The following is a 15,946-nucleotide window of genomic DNA, read 5'->3' on the forward strand; positions in this document are numbered from 1 at the left end:
TGATATCACTTTCTATTATATCTTTGCACAGTACGATGTACATGGCTGTGTGATTTTTTTGTTTGGCAACACAAATATCCACAGCCTATTTTTTTCTCTCAAAAAAAGTTTAGATCACTTCATAATTTTTTAAAGAAATATAATCTTAATAAGTTTAATATTGATACTTTTGAAACTAATTTTAGCCGGTTTAGCACTTTTTTTGTGTAATTAGCTTAAATAGATTAATTTTCTCTGCTGGATATCGCTAAATATTTCCTTTAGGCTTGGTACGAAAACTTTTTTTTTCTTCATTTTTTTTTATCTTATTTATTCAGCCTCTAAGTGCTCAAAACAAAGAGGTTAGCAAAGACAGCTTAGAACGGCTGTTAAACCATTCTATCGATTTATTTGCCGATTATAATTACCACGAGGGTATCCAGATTTCTATGGATTTAATTGAATTGGCAAAGTTGGTAGACAGTGACTATTATCTATACCATGGTTATAATAATCTTGGCGTTGCTTACGAAGAGCTAGGTGATACGGTGCGTGCAAAAATACATTATGAAAAATCGTTAGATTTTGCCAATGCCATAAAAAACGATACCCTTATTATGTGGGCCTACAATAATATGGGGAATATTTATTCTGAATCCAAAGTGAATTACCAAAAAGGGATCGATTATTATAACAGAGTAATAGATCTGGCCACAAAATTAGACAATAAAGAAGAGCTTATAGCGCCTAATATTAATATTGCATGGACGTATCTAGATAAAGATAAGATACTGAAGGCAAAGCAATATTTGGACAACGCAAAAAATGTTTTGAAAAGCAAACGGGAGGATTATCAGGATGCCGAATTGGATATGCTCTATGGAAGGTATTTTTTAGAAACCAACCAATTAGATTCTGCTAAAGTGTTTTTTGAAAAATCGGCAAAAATTGTAGATAAAGACAGCCTGGTTTACGAGGGAGCCGAGACCTACAAATGGTATGCTGAAATGCTTTTTAGAAATGGTGAATTTAAAGCGGCCTATAAAGCGCTAAAAACTCAACAGCAATATGAATCTCAAATTTTCGATTATACTAAAACAGCACAAATTCAGGCCGCAAACACCAGGTTTGATGTAAACGAATACCAGAAAAATTTAGAACTGGCCAAACAACAAAAAAGCTATCAGGAAAAAATTATTGCCAAATCTAACGAAAAGCTCATTCTATTAATCGTAGCGGCTATTGTACTGTTCATTATTTTAATTTTTCTAAATCGTATTAACAGGTCGCGTAAGACACTTATTATAGAATTACAGAAAAAAAATCTGGAATTAAGAAAATCGAAGGAGGAAACAGAGCGCCTCTCTAACTTAAAAACACAATTTTTCTCGACGGTTAGTCACGAATTAAGGACACCATTATATGGTGTGATTGGTTTAACTTCTTTATTACTAGAGGATAAAGGCTTAAAAGATCATAAAAAGGATTTAAAATCCTTAAAATTTTCGGCAGATTATTTATTAGCACTAATTAACGATGTGCTTCAGATTAATAAGATGGAAGCTAAAGAAGTAAAATTAGAGTCCATTTCTTTTAATTTTAGAGAGTTATTACAAAGTATTACGCAAACGCTTGAATTTACCAGACTTCAGAATAAAAACGAGATTCATCTTGAAATTGATGAAAGCATCCCATCATTTTTATTGGGAGATTCGGTAAGACTTTCTCAGATTATGGTAAATCTGGTAGGCAATGCACTTAAGTTTACCGAGCGTGGTAATATTTGGATTAGGGCGATAGTGATGAATGCTTCGGAAAATGATTATGATATTAAATTTGAAGTTGAGGATGATGGAATAGGAATTCCATTAAGTAAACAGCAGGAGATCTTTGAAGAATTTTCACAGCTAAAACCTACCAATTATAATTATCAGGGAACGGGATTAGGTTTGCCAATCGTAAAAAAAATGCTGAAATTATTTAAATCGGATATTCATCTGAGAAGTGAAGAGCATGAAGGTTCTTGTTTCAGTTTTGTGATTAATTTTAAGAAAGATCATGACAAAGCTCAAGCCCCTGTCACAAAGATTGAAGACTTAAATAAAGATAATTCAAATAATTGGAGTTTAAAGTCAAAGAATTGCATTTTAATTGTCGATGATAATCGTATCAATCAGGTGGTGACCAAGCGAATTTTAGAGCAGAAAAACTTTGTTTGTGAAATTGCCCAAGATGGGCATGAGGCAATTAGGAAAGTGAAGAAGACTACGTTCGATTTGGTATTGATGGATGTAAACATGCCGGGCATTACAGGGATGGAAGCTACCATAGAGATTAGAAAATTTAACAAGTTAATTCCAATTGTAGCTCTTACCGCTGTTGAGGTCGAAGAGATTAGAGAAGAAATCCATAGCGCGGGCATGAATGACATTATCATAAAACCTTACGATATACAGCAATTTTACCGCGTAATTTATAGAAATATAGTCCCTATTGCTTTGTAATATTGGCGATTTTAGTACCTGATTTTTGCAAAATTTGTTCAAACCAGGTTGAAACAATTTTTCTGCAATTATAGCCATTACGAATTTTCAGGAGCTTCAAAAAAACAGAAGTAATGAATTCGCTAAAGCATCTTTACTATTTTATTCTTGGTAAGAAGAAGCTAGATTGTAGAAAACAGTTTTTCCATAATCATATTTTTATGCGTAGCAACCCTTTTTGTAAAAACTATCCATAATCAAATAAAAAAGCGTCATTCAATTTATTCTAGAATAACGCTTTTATTTAAACTAATAATATGAAAAAACTTATTTCACCATCTCGAAACTACGTTTGATGAATGCCGTTAATTCTTCACCTTTAAGCAGGTTTTGTGAAAGTCTGGCAAGGTCTAAAGATTGTTTTATTAATCGTTGCTGGGTTTCCTCGTCTGCACTTAAAATTTCAGAGGTTAATGGGTGATTGGTATTTACCACAAGATTGTACATCTCGGGCATATTACCCATTCCAAACATACCACCACCACCGGTTTGTTGCATTTCCTTCATTCTTCGCATAAACTCTGGTTGCGTGATCATAAGCGGTGCCGCAGTACTATCCATTGCTTCCATCTGGATCGTATATTTTTCTTTTGGCACTACTTTTTCAAAATCACCTTTTAATTTCTCTTTCTCATCATCAGATAATTTAGAGATTTTCTCTTCGTCTGTTTTAATAAGATTGTCTACATGATCTGAATCTACTCTGGTAAACGTGATTTTCTCTTCAGATGATTCTAGTTTTTGTAGCAGGTGAGAAATAATTGGAGAATCTAAAAGTACTACTTTATATCCCTTATCTTTAGCAGCCTGAATATAGCTGTGTTGTTCGTTTTGGTTAGACGCATAAAGAATTACAAGATTCCCATCTTTATCGGTCTGGTTATCTTTTATCGCTTCTTTTAATTCTTCAAACGTATAATATTCATTATCGATGGTTGGATATAAAGCAAACTTCTGAGCTTTTTCGTAAAACTTATCTTCGGTAAGCATACCATATTCGATAACCACTTTAATATCGTTCCATTTTTCCTGAAAATCTTCACGATTATTATTGAAAAGTGATTTTAACTTATCAGCAACTTTTCTGGTAATATAGCTTGAGATCTTCTTCACCGCACCATCTGCCTGAAGGTAAGATCGGGAAACATTTAGCGGGATGTCCGGAGAATCGATAACTCCACGTAACATGGTTAAAAATTCAGGAACAATACCTTCTACATTATCGGTTACAAAAACCTGGTTTTGGTATAGCTGAATTTTATCACGCTGAATGTTCATATCCTGAGACATCTTTGGGAAATAAAGAATCCCGGTAAGATTAAAAGGATAATCTACATTTAAGTGAATATGAAATAAAGGCTCTTCGAACTGCATAGGGTACAGTTCACGGTAAAAATCTTTGTAATCTTTGTCTTCCAGGTCTGTAGGCTGCTTTGTCCAGGCCGGATCTGGATTGTTGATGATTTTATCTACTGTTTTTGTTTCTGGTTTTGCATCTTCAGGAGCATCGTCTGGAAGCGGAATGGTTTCTTCCTTGGTTCCAAATCGAATTGGGATTGGCATAAACTTGTTATACTTCACCAATAATTCTTCAATTCGGTTATCTTCTAAAAACTCTTCATCGTCTTCATTTACATGAAGAATAATCTCTGTACCACGTTCCTGCTTATCAGCATCTTCTAAAGTAAACTCGGTTGTTCCAGAGCAGGTCCAATGCGCTGCAGGCTCATCTTTATAAGATTTGGTAATGATCTCCACTTTATGGGCTACCATAAAAGCAGAATAGAAACCAAGACCAAAATGCCCAATAATTCCGCTGTCTTTTGCAGAATCTTTATACTTTTCAAGGAATTCTTCAGCACCAGAAAAAGCTACTTCGTTAATGTACTTTTCAACTTCCTCTTTGGTCATACCAATACCCTGATCGATAACATGGATTTTTTTATTCTCTTTATCCACTTTGATGTCGATCACAGGATGACCATATTCAACATCGGTCTCACCAATATTGGTAAGGTGCTTTAATTTTAAAGTTGCATCGGTAGCGTTAGAAATTAATTCTCTCAGGAAAATTTCGTGATCGCTGTAAAGGAATTTTTTAATCAGCGGGAAAATGTTGTCTACAGATACATTAATCTTTCCAGTTACCATATATTTTTAGTTTTTATTATCAAATTCGGTTTATAGTAACCAAAAAAAATACCATTACAGTTTTGCTGTCATCTTGGCATAAGACTTGTAATTATGATGCCCATTAAACGTCTAATTAATTGACGATCAAAATTAGACAGGTTGAATTTTTAACAAACATTTTGTTTAACTAATTCATTTATACGTTAAACAATAACTATATTTGAAGAAGAGAAAAAGAAATTATGGCAACGACAAAGAAAGCAACCACCGCAAAAAAGAAGTTAGATTCAGACAGATTGATAAGCCTTTATATGGATTATGTGCTTGAAAATGAGTATGCTCCTAAGACAGTTTATAAATTTTGTAAGGAGAATGAACTTCAGGAAGAAGAATTCTATAATTTCTACGGAAGTTTTGAAGGTTTAGAGAAAGGAATTTGGGAGAAGTTTTACCTAAATACCGTAAACGTAATCGAGAAAAGTCCGGAGTATCCAGCGTTCACCAATCGTGAAAAAATGCTCACTTTTTATTACACGTTTTTTGAAGTGCTTACTGCCAATAGAAGCTATGTTTTATTTACGCTGAAAAAAGATCCAAAACCAATCAAGAATCTTGAGCAATTAAAAGGATTGCGTAAAAATGTAAAGTCTTTCGCGAAAGGATTAATTGAAGACGGCAATAAAGAAAAGACCCTGAAATTTTTACAGCAACCTGAAGAAGTGTTCTCTGAAGCTGCATGGATTCAACTGATGTTTTTACTAAAGTTTTGGATGGACGACAACTCTCCACAATTTGAAAGTACAGATGTTGCGATCGAAAAATCAGTAAATACGGTATTTGATGTTTTTGATAATACGCCCTTAGAGCGCGTAATTGATTTCGGAAAATTTCTTTATAAAGAAAGAATGGCGAAATAATCCATTCTAAAAATTGCTATGAAAAAGGCCGAAAGGCCATAAAAGAAAATGAGATGAAATCGATCGATAAAATCCCTACCGGCAAAATTGGCCGAACCAGTAAGTTGGTGCAAACTGGAGCTAAAATAGGGGGAAACTATTTAAAATATTATAGTAAAAAGGCGTTTAATAAAGATCTAACAAGGGACGATTTAGATCGCGAGAATGCCAGTGATATTTATGATGGTCTAAAAAGCTTAAAAGGTAGCGCGCTTAAGGTGGCACAAATGCTTTCGATGGAGAAAAGTTTATTGCCAAATGCTTATGTAGAGAAATTTAGTTTGGCACAATTTAGCGTTCCGCCATTATCGGCACCTTTAGTACGAAAAACGTTTAAAAAATATAACGGGAATTATCCCGAAGAACTGTACGATGAGTTTACCTCACAATCTGTAAATGCGGCAAGCATTGGGCAGGTACACCGGGCAACAAAAGATGGGAAAAAACTTGCTGTGAAAATCCAATATCCCGGGGTAGCCGATAGTATAAGTTCAGATTTAGCAATGGTTAAACCCATTGCGATTAGAATGTTTAATCTACAAGGTAAAGATTCAGAAAAATATTTTAAGGAAGTAGAAGGGAAGCTCTTAGAAGAAACCGATTATGTGTTGGAAGTACAGCAGAGTAAGGCTATCTCAAAAGCATGTAGCCATATCCCAAATCTTAAATTTCCGCAGTATTATGAAGAATTATCCAGCGAGCGAATTATCACGATGGACTGGATGGACGGCCAGCACCTTAGTGAGTTTGTAAAAGAAAATAGAGATCAGGAAAAAGCTAATAAAGTAGGGCAGGCCTTATGGGATTTCTATATGTTCCAGATGCATGGATTAAAAGAAGTACATGCAGATCCGCATCCCGGTAACTTTTTAGTCGATAAAGCAGGAAATCTGATTGCGATCGATTTTGGGTGTATTAAAAAAGTGCCAGATGTTTTTTATGTACCTTATTTTGAATTAGCGAAAAAAGAAAACATTAATGATCCTGAATTCTTCAATGAAAAGTTATTTGAACTTGAAATTTTAAGAGAAGATGATACAGAAAGCGAGGTGAAGTATTTTTCAGAGTTATTTCTTCAAATGCTGAGTATTTTTACCAGTCCGTTTCACTCTGAAACCTTCGATTTTTCAGATGAAGGTTTTTGGAATGCTATTACCAAGTTTAGTGAAAAATATAGCAAAGATGAAGAACTAAGAAAAATGAATGGAAATCGAGGAAGTAAACATTTCCTTTACATTAACAGGACATTCTTCGGGCTTTATAATTTATTACATGACCTGGAAGCTAAAGTAGAGATTAATAGATTCCGTAGTTACTTATAATGTAATATTTTGATTTATTGGTTAGGTTGGAAAGCGCGATTTCATTCTTCGAAATTGCGCTTTTCTTATATACTCGATTCAGTAATTTTTAAGGAAAACCTAAATCGAAATGCTGCTAAAAAACTTCAGTACAAAATACGATATAAGCTTATACAATTCAGCTCATTAAAAAGCCCTCTGATTTCTCAGAAGGCTTTAAAAAAAGATAGTCAATTTTATCTAATCTTGAACTTTGTCCTTAGTAGCTTCTACTTTATTTTTTGGTTTATTCTTCACATACTTTTCCAGCCATTCATCTTGTTCCCAAAGCACATGTAATACAGATTCTTTCGCACTATATCCATGACTTTCTTTAGGTAACATCACCAATCGCGCAGTGGCTCCAAGGCCTTTTAGAGCATTGAAATAGCGCTCACTTTGCATAGGATAAGTCCCCGAGTTATTGTCGGCTTCCCCATGAATTAGTAATAAGGGCGTTTTCATTTTATCGGCATGCATAAAGGGTGACATGTTATAATACACTTCTGGAGCTTCCCAATAATTGCGCTCTTCACTTTGGAAACCAAAAGGAGTTAAAGTTCTATTGTAAGCTCCGCTTCGGGCAATTCCGGCAGCAAATAAATCGGAGTGAGATAGAAGATTGGCAACCATAAAAGCACCATAGCTATGCCCTCCAACGGCAACACGGTCTGGATCGATATAGCCCATTTTGTCTACAGCATCTATAGCTGCGGCGGCATTATCTACCAATTGCTTTCTAAAAGTATCGTTGGGTTCTTCATCACCTTCACCAATAATAGGGAAAGCTGCGTCATCTAATATCGCATAGCCTCGGTTAACCCAATAAATAGGGGAACCGTAGTATGGATAAGTGAAATCGTTGGCATTACTGGTATTTTGGGAAGCCGAATTTTTATCTTTGAATTCACGAGGATAGGCCCACATAATCATTGGTAAAGCTTCAGGATTTTCTTTATTGTAACCAGCAGGTAAATATAAGGTTGCGTTTAGTTCTAAGCCATCTTCACGTTTATAGGTAATCACTTCTTTACTTACGTCTTGTAAACTTTTAAAAGGATTTTCGAAATTGGTGATTTGCCGAAGATCATTTTTCTTCTTAATGTTTCTAATGTAATAATTGGGATATTCGGTAGAAGCTTCAATTCTAACCAATACTTCACCTTTATCGATATCTAAAGCTTCGACGATACTTTCTTTTTTATCTTCAAAAGTAGATTGATAAAGGCGATCTGTATCTCCATTTTTCAGATCGATCTTATCTATAAACGGATATTGTCCTTTATCCGAAAATCCATCGCCAATCAGATAGGCATCTTTGCTATCCAGTTCTAAAACATACCTTCCGAAGTCGTTTTTATGGGTAACAAAATTTCCTGGGTCGCTATAAACATCCTGGTAATTTCTGTCAAAAAGAATTTTAGGATCTTCGTTATTGCTGGATGGATCGATTAAATATGTCTTGCTATTTCTTGTATTCCACCAGTAATCCATTGCGATTGCGGTCTTGTCATCCCCCCAGATAATACCGCTGTAGCGATTAATTGTTTTTAAGAATGCTTTTCCTTCATCCTTAAATGGGGCTTCCAGCATAAATACCTGATCTCTATACTTTACTTCAACTTCAGGATCACCAGCATCTAAAGCTATAGCGTAAATTAAGGTTGCCGGTTTATCTGCGCGCCAGTTTAAGCTTCTTCTACCTTCTTGGGTAGACATAAAACCTTGCGGCAAATCTTCTAGTAAAGGCGCATCATTTACCATATTCACGAAACTGGCGTTGTTTTTATACACATTTGTTTCGGTAGGGAACCTGTAGTAAGGAACCAAATAAGAAAAAGGTTTTTTTATATGACTGATCATTACATATTCACCATCTGGAGAAAAGCTAATGTCATCATACATTTTTGCTTCCATCCATTGCGATTTATTTCCGCTTAAATCTATTTTGAATAGAGAGGAGCGTGCTAATTGCTCAAAATTATATTCGTCGTTAGGATCCTTAAGTAAATCCTGATAGGTCCTGTTTTGTGCTTCTTTACCATCACTTACACTAACTGTTGGCCCTGTAGGTATTGCCATGGCTTCGTCGATAAGCTCTTTGCGATCTTCAGGAAGCATTTTAACGAGAATAGCTTCGCTATCTTTAAACCAGTTAATGGGATTGCCCATATTAGCATTTAAAGAAGCATCGGTAAGTTTTTTGGCTATGGCCGATTTTATATCTATCACCCATAACTCTACTCCGGTTTTGGTAGTTTGAGTAAATGCAATTTTCTTTTCGTCTGGTGACCAGCTAAGATTTGCAATTCTTGGATTTTCTGGTAATCCGTTAACATTTGTAGGTTCGTTATCTTTTACAGGTTTTATTTTTATGTCGGTAAAATAGCGGGCACGGCTGCTAATATTAGTTGCCGGATTGATTCTTAAGCCACCAAGACGTAATTCTTTTTCGCTTAATTCTGCAATAGTTTTGTATTGATCGCGGTAAAGAAATAGCATTAGATCTCCTTTGCTGTTGATGTAAGTTCCTGGAGCCAAAGGGACATCTACTAAGTCTAAAATGGGCTTTGGTGGTTTTTGATAGGTTAGGTTTTCCTGGGCATAGCTACGTAATACAGAAGCAGCAATGCATAGAAAACAAACGATAATTTGTTTTTTCATGGATGAATTTTTAGAATTTTATGTAACTAATATAAGGTATTCTGTAAAATGTTAATCTTTACTATATTTCGATCTTTAAAATTTAGATATTTGCTAAATTGAAGTGTATAGATTTTTAATTACTTAAAATAAACTGAATGTATCAGTCTAAAATTGCCGGATTAGGAAAATATGTGCCAGAGAATGTGGTTACCAATGATGATTTATCCAAAATAATGGATACAAATGATGCCTGGATCCAGGAGCGTACCGGTATAAAAGAAAGGCGACATATTAAAAAAGGCGATGGCAATACCACAGCAAGTATGGGCTTTAAGGCGGCAAAGATAGCCTTAGAAAGAGCCAATATTAGCAAAGATGAGATCGATTTAATTGTCTTTGCCACACTAAGTCCTGACTATTATTTTCCTGGATGCGGAGTGCAAATTCAGGAGATGTTAGAAATTGATACCTGTCCTGCCCTGGATGTTCGTAACCAATGTAGCGGTTTTATTTACGGACTATCGGTTGCCGACCAATTTATTAAAACCGGCATGTATAAAAATGTGCTTTTAATAGGAAGTGAAAATCATAGTGGCGGTTTAGATTTCACCACTCGCGGGCGTTCGGTATCTGTGATTTTTGGTGATGGAGCAGGAGCAGCGGTATTAACAAGAAGTGATCATGTTGGGCAGGGAATACTTTCTACACATTTACATTCTGAAGGAAAACATGCGTTGGAATTAAGCTTGAAAGGGCCAAGTACGAATCATTGGGTACCTGAAATTATTGCTGAAAATTTAGCTGCCGGAGGAGAAGACTCTCAGGAAGATATTCCTTATTATCCATATATGAATGGACAATTTGTATTTAAAAATGCAGTAGCCCGTTTTTCTGAAGTAATTATGGAAGGCCTGAAGGAAAATGGACTTGATGTAAAAGATATCGATATGCTTATCCCACATCAGGCAAATCTTAGGATTTCACAGTTTATTCAGCAAAAATTCCAGTTAAGGGACGATCAGGTGTATAATAATATTCAAAGATATGGAAATACTACAGCAGCATCGATTCCTATCGCGTTAACCGAAGCCTGGGAAGAAGGGAAAATTAAAGAAGGGGATACGATTGTTCTGGCTGCTTTTGGTAGTGGATTTACCTGGGCCAGTGCGGTAATAGAATGGTAAAAAATAGACTGTATTTTAGAAAAAATCAATCACCTTGGGGCAAGCCTACAAGATATTTAAAGGAAACAGATTAACCAATTTCGGGGCATTCCGATAGCTTCGGGACGGGGAATTAAACCCTCAATGAAGGATTAAAAAGCGGCTTTTAGCCGCTTTTTAATCTATAGGATTTAAGTTTTTAAAAAACTTATAGATACAAATTACTCCTGCCGCGATAAAGCCTATAGCAATAGCAAATTGCAGTTCGTATTTTTGATAATTTTCATATAAACTTATTACGCGATACGCGCCGTATCCCAGTGAAAAAATACCAACGGCCAAATATGCATAATTTCGTCCTTTAGATGGTGAATTTTGTTTATTCATGTTCGGCAACATCACTTGGAAATGCCGATTTTACAATAGCCGAAGCTTCGTCAAAATGACTTTTAATCACAAAAAGCTGAACTTGTCCCGGTAAACCGCCACCAAATCCTGCTCTTAATCCAGATTCCATATCATTTCTAACGCGATTAGAAATTCCAGATTTATTAAATAACTCCTGTAAGTATTGCACGTTTACATCGCTACCGGTGTAAACCCTTTCGTATGTTTCGTTGGTACTCATAATTTAAATTTAAGATTCTAAAATACGAAGATTGGCTATTTTAAATACTTTATTTAATTAGAGTTTAACGTTCTCAAATGTTTACTCGCTCATCAAGATTAATAGTCCCGCCTCATAGCTATCGCGATAGCGACACCTCGAAATAAAAAATATAATAATCCCTCATGGGCTTGCCCCTGCGTAATTTACTATGCGTTGTAATATTTGCTGTCCCAAATAGATTCGCTAAAATTTTTGCCTTTTTTAAAACCATAAAAAATAGCAAGACCGCCAACCCATTTAAATACAAAAAATAAAATCATTAAAAATTCAGTAGTGGTTTGCTGGTGACCGTGCGCAAATAGTTCCTGAGGTATTAAATAAGTGATGGCCAGACTGAGTAAAAACATAGAGAAAATAAAGTTTTCTAATTGTTTAAAAGGCCACATTAATAATTTTCTAAAGGGATGCAGATCGTTTCCCCATTTATGTACCAGGTAATAATAATCGTTTCCTATTGGAGCCATTAATAATGGATCATCGGCATTTTCTAATTTAAATAATCGTGCAGGAGCGATAATCCTAAAGCCGCTAAGTTTGGTATGATGGTCGTTTTCCAGTTTTCGGATGGACATAATGGCATCGTAAGGAATTTCAGCTTTAAAATAGGCAGAACTTAAAAACCGTAGTCGATAATCAATACATATTTTCTGGATATCGCTAATATGGAAAATCCGTTTAGATTCCAAGAGATCGAAATTTAATGAATTTGAAGCATGTTCTCTGTCATCAGTATTTTTTAGCTGCTGTAAAATACTGTGATCTCTATGCTCATTTTCCTTAAAAATAGCATTGATTTCTTTCAGGAAAAGATGTTCAGATTTTCGCTTATTTCTGGCTTTTAAAAGTTGGGTTTCAATGTTTGTTCGGGGAAAGTTCTTCATCATCAATCACTTTGCATGAGCTACTAAAATATATAATATCAATGTAATTCGCAATCTTGTATTTGTTAATCCTGCATAGTTTTTAATCTAAGCTGAAAAAAGATCCAGAAATAATTATAACCTGAATTCGATGATTCCGTAAATCTTGGATCATTTAATGCACCTTAAGATGAGATTTATAGCGTAATGCTTCTGTTTCTTTATTAAATTGAATTTCTGGAATGAATCATATAAGCTATTGTCATCCTGAACTTGTCCTCGATAGCTATCGGGACAGGATCTCATTTTCAAGATTTAGTTTTTCAGTATAGTATGAGATTCCGGATCAATTCCGATAGCTATCGGAACGGAATGATAAAAACAACAAATTATTACTAATTACGGATAAGTAATTATTAAATCACATTCAAGATATACGTTTCTAAACGCTTGTTAAAATTATATCTAAACTATGCTAAAACCCATTGAAATATCACCTAAAGCTGCTATCATGCGCCAAAAATTTATAATTATGAAATTACTTAAATGGAGCGGACTTTTAACGATGATCATTCTTTTTGCAAGTTGCGGAGGAAACAAATCTACCCAAGTTGGCGAGAACCCAAAGGATTTAAAGAATTACAATACTTACGCTTTTTTACCAAACAAGAATAAAATTACCACCCCGGGTTATAATAACCAGGAAATTAATACCGAAATCGTTAATACAATCAACGAGAATATGAAAGATGAAGGCTATCGTTATGTAGAAGATCAGCCTCAGGTTTTAGTATATGTTCATACTATGTTTGATGATAAAGTTGAGGTGAATGCCGATCCTGTATATACCAGCTATTCGTATTATCGCCCAGATTTTTATATAGGAGACTATTATAAACCTTTTATGTACAAAGACTATTACACGATACAGCGTATTACAGGTGATAACATCGATCAGATCCCTTATAAATCAAAATCTATAGTGATCGATTTTATTAACCGCAAGAACAATAAGATTATTTGGCGAGGTACCACGAATGATGTAGAAATAGATGATCGCCGTACAGCCCGCGATGTAAGAAAATATGTGGACGAAATTTTTAAACAATTTCCATAATCACCGTTATATATATTTATAAAACAAAGGCTGAAATTAGATAATTTCAGCCTTTGTTTTATAATTTTTTTCTTCGGAATTATCGTAATTCTGCTTTCAGTTCGTTTTCAAATCGATACTGAAGTTTGCTCATAATCTTATCTATTTGCTTATCGGTCATGGTTTTATTTTCATCCTGAAAGGTAAAACTCACCGCATAACTTTTCTTACCTTCTGGTAGGTTATCGCCTTGGTATACATCAAAAAGATTTACTTCTTTAAGTAATTTTTTCTCTGTTTGCGTGGCAATCGTTTCAATTTCAGCATAAGATACTGCCTCGTCTAGAAGTAACGCGAAATCACGTCGTACTTCAGGATATTTTGGAATGCCCACAAATTTATTAGATTGTGTTTTAGCGATTTCTATCACCGCATCCCAGTTAAAATCAGCAAATAAAACTTCCTGATCGATATCAAAATGTTTTAAGATCGATTTTTTTACCACGCCAAATTCTACCAGTTTCGCTTTCGCAGAACTTAACATGATACCTTCAGCAAAAACATCATTTTTAGAAGCGCCAGATTTAAGGTTTTTAATGCCCAATCTTTGGAAAATCACCTCAATAATTCCTTTTAGATAAAAGAACGTTCCTTTTTGTCCAGCCGAATTCCAACTTTCACCAGATCGATTGCCACTTACAAAAACTGAAAGGTGTTTGTTTTCTACACGCCCACTTACGTAGCTGTGATACGTTTTCCCGAATTCGAATAATTTAAGATCTCTTCTTTTTCGGTTTAAATTATGGCGAATACTTTCTAAACCGCTAAATAACATCGATTGCCTCATTACTGAAAGATCACTACTCAGTGGGTTCAGCATTTCAACATTATACTCGCTTTTTAACTGTTCACTAAGATCTATGTGCGATGGCATGGTAAGTGAATTCGCCATGGTTTCATAGAATCCCTGTCCAACTAATTGATTGGCAATAATATTCTGAAGCTTATAATCTTCGAATTTCGATGAAATGGAAACCGAAGCATTAAACTTTTCGTTGATTTTTATATTGTTATAACCATACACTCTAAGGATCTCTTCGATAACATCAGATTCACGCTGTACGTCTACACGATACGATGGGATGGTAAGCCCCATTCCGGTTTCTGTAACGTTATTTACACGAATTTCTAAAGAAGCCAAAATCGATTTTATGGTTTCTTCTTCAAGATTTTCACCAATCAGTTTATTTACCTTATCGAAGGTTAAGAATACCTGGAAATCTTCAATTTTCTTAGGATAAAGATCATCGATATCACTGGTAATTTCCCCACCGGCCAGTTCAGTAATTAAAAGTGCGGCACGTTTCAATGCATATTCAGTTATGCTAGGATCGATACCACGCTCAAAACGGAAAGAAGCATCGGTATTTAAACCATGTCTTTTAGCCGTTTTACGAACACTTACCGGATTAAAATAAGCACTTTCAAGAAAAACCTGATTGGTATTTACAGAAACTCCGCTATTTAAACCGCCAAAAACTCCGGCAATACAAAGTGGCTTTTCTTTATCACAGATCATTAGATCTTCTTCGTGAAGTTCTCTTTCTACCTCGTCTAAAGTGGTGAATTTGGTGCCGGTTTCCAATGTTTTTACATGGATCTCGTTCCCGGTTATCTTTGCAGCATCAAAAGCATGAAGCGGTTGCCCAAGCTCATGCATAACATAATTGGTAACATCTACGATGTTATTTTTTGGTGTAAGACCAATTGCTTTTAAACGGTTTTGTAACCATTTTGGGGATTCCTGAACCTTTACATCGCTAATGGTAATCCCGCAATAACGCGGTGCTAAAGAAGAATCTTCTACAAAAATCGGAATTCTAAGGCTACGGCTATCTACATGAAAATTACTTACCGATGGTGTGATAAGTTCTAAACTTTTACTAGTTTGCTGGTAACCTGCTTTTAAATCTCTGGCTACACCCCAATGGCTCATAGCATCGGCACGGTTTGGCGTTAGTCCAATTTCAAAAACCTTATCGTTTTCTACTTCAAAAATTTCAGCAACAGGCGTTCCCGGGATCAGGTCGTTTTCCATAACCATAATACCTTCGTGACTGCTACCAATACCAATTTCTTTTTCAGAACAGATCATCCCGAAGCTGCTTTCGCCCCTTATCTTTCCTTTTTTTATTTGCCATTCTTCACCTTTCTCGTCGTAAAGAACAGTGCCTATGGTTGCAACCGGAACTTTTTGCCCGGCAGCAATATTTGGTGCGCCGCATACAATTTGTACTTCTTCGCCATTACCAATATTTACTTTGGTAAGATTAAGTTTATCGGCATTTGGGTGTTTTTCGCAACTTAGTACGTGCCCAACCACAATACCTTCTAAACCACCTTTTACACTTTGGAAACTATGAATACCTTCTACCTCTAAACCAAGATCGGTTAGTAATTCGCCGGTTTTTTCGGCATCTTCAGGAAGCTTTATAAATTGTTTTAACCAGTTGTATGAAATCTTCATCTAAGTAATTTTACAATCTACAAAGATAGTATT

Annotated in this window: 11 protein-coding genes; 5 read left to right on the forward strand and 6 right to left on the reverse strand. The window is 35.3% G+C overall.

Translation table 11 applies throughout. The annotated features are described in order from the left end of the window. Positions 1-266 precede the first annotated feature (266 nt). On the forward strand, positions 267-2,483 hold the full coding sequence (locus L1967_RS03695) for a tetratricopeptide repeat-containing hybrid sensor histidine kinase/response regulator (protein ID WP_249600377.1): 2,217 nt from the start codon (positions 267-269) through the stop codon (positions 2,481-2,483). A gap of 306 nt (positions 2,484-2,789) precedes the next feature. On the opposite strand, the gene htpG is transcribed toward L1967_RS03695, so the two are convergent. Next, entirely contained in the window at positions 2,790-4,673 is a 1,884-nt protein-coding gene (gene htpG, locus L1967_RS03700; RefSeq protein ID WP_249600378.1) for a molecular chaperone HtpG, read from the reverse strand. 224 nt (positions 4,674-4,897) lie between these two features. Between htpG and L1967_RS03705 the strand changes: the two genes are divergently transcribed. Both L1967_RS03705 and L1967_RS03710 read left to right on the forward strand, forming a co-directional pair. Further along, positions 4,898-5,572 (forward strand): TetR family transcriptional regulator C-terminal domain-containing protein, encoded by a 675-nt coding sequence (locus L1967_RS03705; protein ID WP_249600379.1) that lies wholly within the window; start codon positions 4,898-4,900, stop codon positions 5,570-5,572. Positions 5,573-5,625: 53 nt separating this feature from the next. Next, complete coding sequence (locus L1967_RS03710) at positions 5,626-6,933, forward strand: ABC1 kinase family protein (protein WP_249600380.1); 1,308 nt, start codon at positions 5,626-5,628, stop codon at positions 6,931-6,933. 219 nt (positions 6,934-7,152) lie between these two features. On the opposite strand, the gene L1967_RS03715 is transcribed toward L1967_RS03710, so the two are convergent. Further along, positions 7,153-9,615, reverse strand: a complete 2,463-nt coding sequence (locus tag L1967_RS03715; protein WP_249600381.1) for an alpha/beta hydrolase family protein — start codon at positions 9,613-9,615, stop codon at positions 7,153-7,155. 137 nt (positions 9,616-9,752) lie between these two features. Here L1967_RS03715 and L1967_RS03720 point away from each other — a divergent pair, with 137 nt between their 5' ends. Continuing rightward, on the forward strand, positions 9,753-10,781 hold the full coding sequence (locus tag L1967_RS03720; RefSeq protein WP_249600382.1) for a 3-oxoacyl-ACP synthase III family protein: 1,029 nt from the start codon (positions 9,753-9,755) through the stop codon (positions 10,779-10,781). A 156-nt stretch (positions 10,782-10,937) separates the two neighbouring features. On the opposite strand, the gene L1967_RS03725 is transcribed toward L1967_RS03720, so the two are convergent. The 3 genes from L1967_RS03725 to L1967_RS03735 form a co-directional block, all read right to left on the reverse strand. Next, positions 10,938-11,147 (reverse strand): hypothetical protein, encoded by a 210-nt coding sequence (locus tag L1967_RS03725; protein ID WP_249600383.1) that lies wholly within the window; start codon positions 11,145-11,147, stop codon positions 10,938-10,940. Next, a complete protein-coding gene (locus tag L1967_RS03730) occupies positions 11,140-11,388 on the reverse strand; it encodes a putative signal transducing protein (protein WP_249600384.1) in 249 nt (82 codons plus the stop codon). Before L1967_RS03730 ends, L1967_RS03725 begins: the two co-directional genes overlap by 8 nt. Positions 11,389-11,576: 188 nt before the next feature. Further along, positions 11,577-12,314 carry a hypothetical protein gene (locus tag L1967_RS03735; RefSeq protein ID WP_249600385.1) on the reverse strand — a complete coding sequence of 246 codons (738 nt, stop codon included), beginning with the start codon at positions 12,312-12,314 and terminating at the stop codon, positions 11,577-11,579. Between the two features lie 508 nt (positions 12,315-12,822). Between L1967_RS03735 and L1967_RS03740 the strand changes: the two genes are divergently transcribed. Continuing rightward, the gene (locus L1967_RS03740) at positions 12,823-13,407 is read left to right on the forward strand and encodes a DUF4136 domain-containing protein (RefSeq protein ID WP_249600386.1); all 585 of its coding nucleotides are present in this window, start codon (positions 12,823-12,825) and stop codon (positions 13,405-13,407) included. A gap of 79 nt (positions 13,408-13,486) precedes the next feature. On the opposite strand, the gene pheT is transcribed toward L1967_RS03740, so the two are convergent. Beyond that, positions 13,487-15,913 (reverse strand): phenylalanine--tRNA ligase subunit beta, encoded by a 2,427-nt coding sequence (gene pheT, locus L1967_RS03745; RefSeq protein ID WP_249600387.1) that lies wholly within the window; start codon positions 15,911-15,913, stop codon positions 13,487-13,489. Positions 15,914-15,946 lie beyond the last annotated feature (33 nt).

Source organism: Zunongwangia pacifica (assembly GCF_023499215.1).
Taxonomy (GTDB): domain Bacteria; phylum Bacteroidota; class Bacteroidia; order Flavobacteriales; family Flavobacteriaceae; genus Zunongwangia; species Zunongwangia pacifica.